Origin of the sequence: Moorena sp. SIO2C4 (genome assembly GCF_010672485.1) — a bacterium.
GTDB classification, from domain to species: Bacteria; Cyanobacteriota; Cyanobacteriia; order Cyanobacteriales; family Coleofasciculaceae; genus Moorena; species Moorena producens.
Genome location: NZ_JAAHGN010000217.1, coordinates 1 through 8,623 on the forward strand (window position 1 = coordinate 1; position 8,623 = coordinate 8,623).

Here is an 8,623-nt window from a genome sequence, read left to right on the forward strand (position 1 = left end):
TGGCCTTGGGACTGATGGAAACTCCAGAAATTGTTACCTTTGGTGCCTCTGGGGCGGCGAATCCTGTGCTCTATGTCGTGTCCACTACCGGTAGAGATGGCATGGGAGGGGCAAGTTTTGCTAGTGCGGAACTGACGGATCAATCCCTAGATGACCGCCCAGCGGTGCAAGTGGGGGACCCGTTCCTAGAAAAGTCTCTAATTGAAGCCTGTCTTGAGGCATTTCAAACCGGTGCCGTAGTAGCTGCTCAAGATATGGGAGCCGCTGGCATAACCTGTTCTACTTCAGAAATGGCAGCTAAAGGGGGCTTGGGTATTGAGTTCGATTTAGACCTGGTTCCAGCGCGAGAAACGGGTATGGTGCCTTATGAATACCTGCTGTCGGAATCCCAAGAACGAATGCTGTTTGTTGCCCACAAGGGTCGAGAACAAGAACTGATAGATATTTTCCACCGTTGGGGACTCCATGCTGTGGTAGCAGGTAAGGTAATCGAAGAACCTTTGGTCAGGATTTTGTTCAAAGGAGAGGTAGCAGCAGAAATCCCAGCTACTGCTCTAGCAGATAATACTCCAATTTATCACCGGGAGCTATTGACAGAACCACCAGACTATGCATTGAAGGCTTGGGAATGGCATGGGAAATCCCTCCCTCCCTGTAATGTTACAGGTATTGAGATTAACGGTAAGCATCACACTTGGAATCAAATCTTACTTCAACTCCTAGATACTCCAACTATTGCGTCGAAACGTTGGGTTTATCGCCAGTATGACCACCAAGTCCAAAACAATACCTTAATTCTGCCAGGAAATGCTGATGCTGCGGTGATTCGGTTACGCCCTTTACAAGGATTGAACGTTGAACGGTTGAACGTTGAACGGTTGAACGTTGAACGGTTGAATGTTGAAAGGTTGAATGTTGTTCGCGAAGCGTGGCCGAAAGGCCAAGGTTCAACCGAAACTAACCTGCAACCTGCTAACCTACCCTACGGGAACGCCAAAGGCGAACAACCTGCTAACCTGCAACCTGCTAACCTTCAACCTTCAACCAACCTACCCTACGGGAACGCCAAAGGCGAACAACCTGCTAACCTTCAACCTTCAACCAACCTACCCTACGGGAACGCCAAAGGCGAACAACCTGCTAACCTTCAACCTGCTAACCTTCGATCTGTAACCTCTAATGCTGGTGTGGCGGCAACTGTAGATTGTAATTCCCGTTATGTTTATCTTGACCCCTATGAAGGGGCAAAGGCTGTGGTAGCAGAAGCAGCACGGAATCTGAGTTGTGTGGGTGCAGAACCTTTGGCAGTAACGGATAATCTGAATTTTGGTTCTCCAGAAAAGCCTGTGGGTTACTGGCAACTGGCTTCTGCTTGTGCAGGAATAGCAGAGGCTTGCCGGGAAATGGGCACTCCTGTGACTGGGGGTAATGTTTCCTTGTATAACGAAACCATTGATAGTGACGGCAATCCTGAGTCGATTTACCCTACGCCAGTGGTGGGGATGGTGGGATTAATTGCTGATATTACTAAAACCTGTGGTCAAGGTTGGCAAGCTGAAGGGGATTTAATCTATTTATTAGGATTGGGGACTAAATACTGGGAAAATAGTCAATCCCAAATTAAATCCCAAATTACATTAGGTGCGTCCGAGTATCTGGCAACGATTCATGGCATGGTTGCGGGCAAGCCACCAGTAGTGGATTTTGATTTAGAGCGTCGTATCCAAACGGTAACGCGAGAGGGTATCGGTCAAGGTTGGATAAATTCTGCTCATGACTGTGCTGAAGGGGGATTAGTGGTGGCTTTGGCTGAATCCTGTATCCCAGGTAAGTTGGGGGCAGACATTACTCTAGGCTATAGGTCCGAGTCGTTAGACCTGCGCTGGGATGAAGTGCTCTTTGGTGAGGGGGGGAGTCGGATTCTGGTTTCTGTAAGTCCTCAACACCAAACAAGTTGGGAATCTTATCTACAGCAAAAGTTAGGGGATGAGGGATATTGGCAACAACTGGGTGTTGTTCAAGGGGAAAATGCTGGTTTACGAGTACTGGTGGGCAATGGTCAGTGTGTGATTGAGGTGACAGTTCAGGAGATGTATGATTGTTGGGAGAATGGGATTGAAAGGCGTTTGAGGGTTTAGGAGGGAATCGGGAATCGGGAATCGGGAATCGGGAATCGGGAAACAATCTTGTTTACCTTATTATGATGAGAAACGGTTTAGCGATGTTCCTCTGGAACCGCTTTGGGATTGACCTTGGCCTTTGGGCCACGCTACGCGAACGCAATCTTTAAAAACCTTAAGGTAAGCATTCAGCTATCAGCTTATGCCCATAGCGTAACCTCCTTGAGGTGCTTTTGAATAAAATAAGCTGACGGCTGACGGCTGATGGCTGAATGCTTACACCTTAAGCAGGAATTGGCTGGATAGGGATTGGCTGACAAGGGCTTTGCTAAGATAGCATAATTCAGTTTTCTCATACTCAATGACCAATCCAAGAGCCGATTACGATAATCCCTGGAAAGAAGCGCTTTCCATCTATTTTGAATCCTTCATGGCATTCTTTTTTCCCGAGATTGATCGTAACATTGACTGGGAAAGAGGCTATGAATTTCTTGATACAGAATTCCAACAGGTGGCTCGAGATGCAGAAATTGGCAGCAGGGAAGCCGATAAACTGGTCAAAGTTTGGCGACAAGACGGTGAAGAAACGTGGGTACTGATTCATGTGGAAGTACAGAGTCAGGCTCAGTCAGTCTTTGCGGAAAGGATGTACGTCTACAACTATCGCATCTTTGATATGTATCGACGGAAGGTAGTCAGTTTAGCTGTTCTCGCTGATGATGAAGAGTCTTGGCGACCAAGTGAATACAATTACGAGATTTGGGGTTGTCGAGTTTTATTGCAGTTTCCAGTAGCTAAGCTGTTAGATTATCAGCTGTCTAAACTAGAACAAAGCACTAATCCTTTTGCTGTGATTGTGGCTGCACATCGCACCACTCAGCAAACTGTTCAAAATCCCGAGGGACGGTATCAGGGCAAATTAACCATTGCCAAGAGTCTTTATCAACGAGGGTATAGTAGACAAGATATCCTAGAATTATTCCGGCTCATCGACTGGATGATGACATTACCGGATAGCTTTCAGATTGGGTTTAAACAGCAAGTCAGACGTTTTGAGGAGGAAAGCACAATGCCTTATGTTACTAGTATAGAGCGCCTTGCTCGTAAAGAGGGGATAGAAGAAGGCATTCTCCAAACTAGTCGAGAGACTCTTTTGGAAGTGCTTCAGGTACGATTTGAGGATGTGCCAAGGGAGTTGGTTGAGACAATTAACCAGATTGAGTCGGTCTCTGTGTTGAAAACCTTGCATCGACAAGGAATTACTATTGCTTCTGTTGAAGAGTTTCAGGGTTGGCTTGACCAATTGCTATCTTTTGAGCAGGAACAGGAGGAAGGTTGAATAGGGTGCATCTTTTTGTTGTAAATCTATAAATCAGGGGAGGGTGGGGAGGGTGGGCAGATGGGGGGATAGGGGAGATTTTTATTCAGGGTAATTATCCTGAGATGATATTAGCCTTCAATGGTCGTATTTTTGCAAAAGTGAGTCCACCCGGTTGAATACCGGTTATAGGGAGATAGATTCGGAAGTTTAAAAGGGGAGAGCGATGTTCCAAAAGAACCGCTTTGCGAACGCACATGTTGAAAATCATACCCTGATTCAGCAACGCCGTAATTTTTAGTTAAATTTAGTTAAATGATTTAACAATTCGAGATAAATCATTATGGAATAGATGTGAGAGTGTATGGTAATGTGAGCTAAAAAGGTGCAAAATTCGAGTATCATCAGGTTGTTGTAAAAGCAATTCATGTCTCAATCAGGACAAATTTTATCTCAATCTAATTCGGGAAAAGAACCTTGGCTGGCGGTCAATTTATCATCTTTTTGGCCGGGATTAGGTCAACTCTATGGAGGCAAATCCATTCGAGGATGGATTTTGATAGTTACTGAAATTCTCTTATTGAGTTTGGGTGTATGGTTAATAGTTTTTGACACGACGACAAATACAGGTCTCGGTTTCATTTTTTTGATAGCTGCTATAATAATTAGTTTATGGAATCTTTTTGATGCCTATAGTTGTACTAGAAAATTCAATAATTTAAGCTTTGAACGCCTAAGGAAAGACAATAAAGATCCGTGGCTAGCTGTTTTTTTATCAAGAATAATTCCAGGACTGGGTCATTTCTATCTAAAAAAATATTTAATTGGTATTTTATTATTGGTTTTATTTATAGCCTCAACCATTTTCCCATTAGCTCCAATTATTTTTCAAGGTATTGTTGCATATTACGCTTATGTGGCATCACCAGTTCGTAGAGAAAGAACAAAAAACACTATAATCATCGTTGCTATTTTCATAATTTTGACTGCTTTGATTGCGCCCTTATCGAGAAATCTGGTAGAAGCTCGCTATATCCCATCAGGATCAATGCTGCCGACACTGCAAATTAATGATCGTTTAATTATCAACAAGTGGAGTTACTCTTTCCAAGAGATACAACGAAAAGATATTGTAGTTTTTTTGCCAACGGAGAAACTAAAAGAGCAAAATTTTAAAGATGCATTTATTAGTCGGATCATTGGTCTCCCAGGAGATAAGATAGAAGTCAATGGTGGCAAGGTTTATGTTAATAATCAACCGTTGGAAGAAAACTATATTGAAGAACCCCCTCAGTACAGCTGGGGTCCTGTAACAGTGCCGCCTGATTCTTACACTGTCCTAGGAGATAACCGTAATAATAGTTATGACAGTCACCATTGGGGATTTGTCCCTAGGGAAAATATTATTGGGAAAGCTACTAAACGATTTTGGCCTCTGGATCGGGCTGGTGCCATAAAGTAACAATAGAGCTGGTCAATCCTCTACCTTTTCCTAAGGCTATTAACGTAAAACTTCGGCAGGTATTACGATGAGTAACGATAATTATTATCCAAGACATAGCGTTGATTATTCAAAGCTACAGCAGCTTCTTTCGGAAGGTAAGTGGAGAGAAGCAGACTATCAGACATACCTGGTAATGCTAGCAGTATTTGGCCGTAAAGAGGGAGATTGGATCAGACCAGAAGAGATCAAAAACTTTCCCACTAGTGACCTCTTAGCTATTGATAAATTATGGCGGAAATATAGTTCCGATAAATTTGGATTTAGTATCCAAAAGAAAATTTATATTGATAATAAACAATCTGTAGAAAAATTATCAATACAAGACTCTGGAATCATATCTAATGAGTCGGTTGAGTTTGTCAAGCGTGTTGGTTGGCAGATGGATAGTTACAAAGATCTGATCTTTGACATTACTCAAGCACCGAAAGGACATTTACCTGGATGCTGGGCGTTTCGATTTTTTGGTTTTGGTTGGTATCTCATGTCGCACAAGGGGATATAGTTTAAATGTTTGCTCTTGAGTGCCGGTGCCACCAAAGCAGATACCTGTCTATCCCTCATTCATCCCGTAATTCAGCAACGCTGAATTTAAATATCCTATCTAAGGATGCTATTTTCCTTTGGAACCGCTTCGCGAACGCAAACAAAAACCTCCCGGAATAAAAGCGTTAAACTGTGGAAAAGTCCTGCTCAAGGGAGTCTTTATTTACTATAATTATATCAACTAATTTTTATGTTATATTGGCGTCAATTATTATCCCCGATTCCCGATTCCCGATTCCCGATTCCCGATTCCCGATTCCCGATTCCCTTAATTTTATGGATAATGATATCGTTTTGTTTCTAGCTACTGTTGGTTTACTGATCCTGTATCTGGTATTTTCTGCCCTAACTGAAATGGGTACTAAGTTTCCTTGGAAGAAATAGTTGATGGGTTTTATCAAGTGGTATAGCGCTACGGGTAAGTCAGAAGTCAGAAGTCAGAAGTCAGAAGTAAGCTATGACTAAGTTTCGGAGTTTAGGAATGTCAAACACCTTAATGCGTAGTGCTATATAGTAAATAATCTGGGTATCCCTTGTTGTGTAAGAAGTTTAGGACTAACTAAATAGCAAGAGGTCTACCCAGTCTTATTGATTTCTACATCTATTGGACAATAAAATATTGCCAAATAAAATTCGGTAATGTCTGAACGTCGAATTCGAGCCATGGAAAATAGCTGAGATTAATACCGTAAAAAGTTAATAGGAACCCCAAAAGTAATTTCCCGGAGATTTTGGGTTATCACTGCGGAAAAATTCATCCATCAAGGTAAAAAGCTCTTCCTCAGAGATATGTCCATCACTATTCAAATCGAGATGGCCAAAATTTTCCCTTGCCCAACTAGGATCAACACCATAGGCACTGACCAAATCTACATACTCTTGCTGACTAATTTCTCCATTGTCATCCTGATCAAGTAAAGCAAAAAAGACATCACATTGCAATTGAATAAGGGGTTCATAGGCATCTGAGTGAATCAGATTGTCGTAATACTTAAACCATTCCTCAAGGGTGATTTCTGCATCGCTGTTTTGATCAGCCAAACTCAAGTTATTCCACATGGAAACCAAGATTGAACGCAGATAAGCATATTGCCAAGAATTAGGTTTTAGCCCTCGTGAACTAGCCAGTTTATTCAAAATCAGATGAAAATCATCTTGGTTGAGAGTTCCACCTGAATCAGCATCGATATTATTGAATAATGTTGTTAATTTTTTTTGTTGTAATGCGGTTAACATTTAAAACTCACCTTTGATGACACTTTATGGTTTTTGAGTTTAAGATGAGGAAATAGTTAGTCTAAACAGTTTCCGTCGAAACGACTTGTTTTACCATAGTTTGACCTAGAAGGTAAAGGACTCTAAAATAAAGGACTGACCGCCCCCGTTTTTTTTTCTTAGACGACACCTTCCCACTCTTACTTCCCATGATTTTATGGTCTATAAAACTAAGGTTTGTCACTATACAGAGAATTCTACTGGATACTTGATATTCGTTACAAGTTAAAAGCTAAGGCATTTTGTCAATACCTCCAAGTAGAGAAATTAACCTTGAGCATTATTAACGTAAGCATACAGCGGTTTGCCATTCAGTTAGGTACTTTCGTTCTGGGTTTTTAGGGAGTAGGGAGCAGGGAGCAGGGAGCAGGGAAGAGGGAAGAGAGAACAGGGAAGTCGGAAGTGGGAAAACAATCCTGTGTACCTGATAGTTATGCAAACCGCCGTATGCTGAACGCGCACGCGTGCGCGTAGCGCATTAGCTTAGGTTCCTAAACTTCCTCGCTTGTTCTGTTCCCGCTCGATGGCTTCAAATAAAGCACGAAAATTTCCTTCTCCAAAGCCCTTGGCCTGAAAGCGGCGCTCAATCACTTCAAAAAAGAAAGTAGGCTTGCCAAAAATGGGCTTGGTGAAGGTTTGAAGTAACAAAGCTTGAGGAAACTCTTGCTGCCAATCTACTAAAATTTGTCTGGTAGCAATTTCTTCCCATTCTGCTGGTGGTAAAGGTAAATTAGAGCCCCCTGGTCTTTGCCGCAACTGGCTGTAGTAGCTGGGAGGAACTTCAATAAACGGTAAACCTCGACCACGGAGTTGCGCGATCGCTTCTACTATATTGCTAGTTCTAAGAGCAATATGCTGGATTCCTGGTCCACCATTGAAATCTAGAAATTCCTGAATCTGGGAATTAGCAGAAGTTGGTTCATTGATCGGCAACTGCACTTCACCAGTGGGATCAACCATGACCTGAGAGTATAAACCAGACTGTTGTGTCTTAATAGAAAATATTTGTTGTGGGCAAAATCCCAGCACGTGTTGATACCAATTTACTGCCCGTTCTAACTCACCAACCGCTACATTAAGTACTACATGATCAATGGTGGTGAACATGGTCTGAGGATGGTTATTTCCCTGGTTTCCCTCTATACTGAGGGAGGGTGGCTTACCCTGAGCAGTCTTCGTGATCCAGTTCAACTGAGCCGGGAAAAACGATTCGTCACAGATGCCATCTCGCTCAACCAGGGTATGAACCAGAGAACCCCAGGAGGGGATTCTACTCCACTTTAGGCGTCCCTGTCTTTGAAATTGCTCCTGAGGTGGTTGTACCACTTGGTTGCCCTGAGCGGACGTATTCTCAATCACCGCTTCCAGGTCTTCTACTAGAAAAGCGATGTCAGCCACCCCAGGAGGATGTAGACGCAAAAACTCAGCAATAGGACTTGCTGATGTTAGAGGTGAAGAGATAAGAAACGTGATTGAGCCACTTTTTACAACTTCTGTGTAGGTATGGTAACTACTGCCACTGGCGACCCGTTGAAAGCCAAGAGTGTGGACTAACCAATCAGAAAAAACTGTAGCATCTTCAACATAGAAATGAACATGATCAATTTTCATGGTTAAATCCAGTTCAAGAGATTGTAATCTTTTTAATTTTGCTCTTGTTAGAAGATTAAACCAATTTGCAGTAGGGAAAAGAGGATTACAGATATTTTACATATCTGAGTGGGTAAGTCATGGCATTTTCAGCTGATCTGACTTTTATCACTCCCCGCGCCCCCGCCCCACACTCCCCGCGCCCCCGCCCCACACTCCCCGCGCCCCCGCCCCACACTCCCCGCGCCCCCGCCCCACACTCCCCGCGCCCCC

Annotated in this window: 8 protein-coding genes; 5 read left to right on the forward strand and 3 right to left on the reverse strand. The window is 43.0% G+C overall.

Annotated features, from left to right (window positions below; all coding sequences use genetic code 11):
• Nucleotides 1–2,138: phosphoribosylformylglycinamidine synthase subunit PurL (locus F6K20_RS13765; protein ID WP_287295013.1), on the forward strand; the 2,138-nt coding region annotated here is incomplete at its 5' end.
• 182 nt (nucleotides 2,139–2,320) lie between these two features.
• Here the strand turns inward: F6K20_RS13765 and F6K20_RS13770 are convergent.
• Entirely contained in the window at nucleotides 2,321–2,476 is a 156-nt protein-coding gene (locus tag F6K20_RS13770; RefSeq protein WP_154659897.1) for a hypothetical protein, read from the reverse strand.
• Between the two features lie 5 nt (nucleotides 2,477–2,481).
• On the opposite strand from F6K20_RS13770, the gene F6K20_RS13775 reads away from it, so the two are divergent.
• From F6K20_RS13775 to F6K20_RS13790, 4 genes are all read left to right on the forward strand, one after another.
• Nucleotides 2,482–3,459 (forward strand): RpnC/YadD family protein, encoded by a 978-nt coding sequence (locus F6K20_RS13775; protein WP_287267947.1) that lies wholly within the window; start codon nucleotides 2,482–2,484, stop codon nucleotides 3,457–3,459.
• 406 nt (nucleotides 3,460–3,865) lie between these two features.
• Nucleotides 3,866–4,900, forward strand: coding sequence for a signal peptidase I (gene lepB, locus F6K20_RS40650; protein ID WP_502708100.1), 1,035 nt, complete (start codon nucleotides 3,866–3,868; stop codon nucleotides 4,898–4,900).
• Nucleotides 4,901–4,967: 67 nt separating this feature from the next.
• Nucleotides 4,968–5,444, forward strand: coding sequence for a GUN4 domain-containing protein (locus F6K20_RS13785; protein ID WP_287267948.1), 477 nt, complete (start codon nucleotides 4,968–4,970; stop codon nucleotides 5,442–5,444).
• Between the two features lie 239 nt (nucleotides 5,445–5,683).
• On the forward strand, nucleotides 5,684–5,869 hold the full coding sequence (locus F6K20_RS13790) for a hypothetical protein (protein WP_287267950.1): 186 nt from the start codon (nucleotides 5,684–5,686) through the stop codon (nucleotides 5,867–5,869).
• A gap of 312 nt (nucleotides 5,870–6,181) precedes the next feature.
• Here the strand turns inward: F6K20_RS13790 and F6K20_RS13795 are convergent, their stop codons facing one another.
• The gene (locus F6K20_RS13795) at nucleotides 6,182–6,721 is read right to left on the reverse strand and encodes an EF-hand domain-containing protein (protein ID WP_287267951.1); all 540 of its coding nucleotides are present in this window, start codon (nucleotides 6,719–6,721) and stop codon (nucleotides 6,182–6,184) included.
• Nucleotides 6,722–7,243: 522 nt separating this feature from the next.
• Nucleotides 7,244–8,371: a 4-hydroxyphenylpyruvate dioxygenase gene (gene hppD, locus F6K20_RS13800; protein ID WP_009149701.1), complete on the reverse strand. Its 1,128-nt coding sequence runs from the start codon at nucleotides 8,369–8,371 to the stop codon at nucleotides 7,244–7,246.
• Nucleotides 8,372–8,623: the final 252 nt, after the last annotated feature.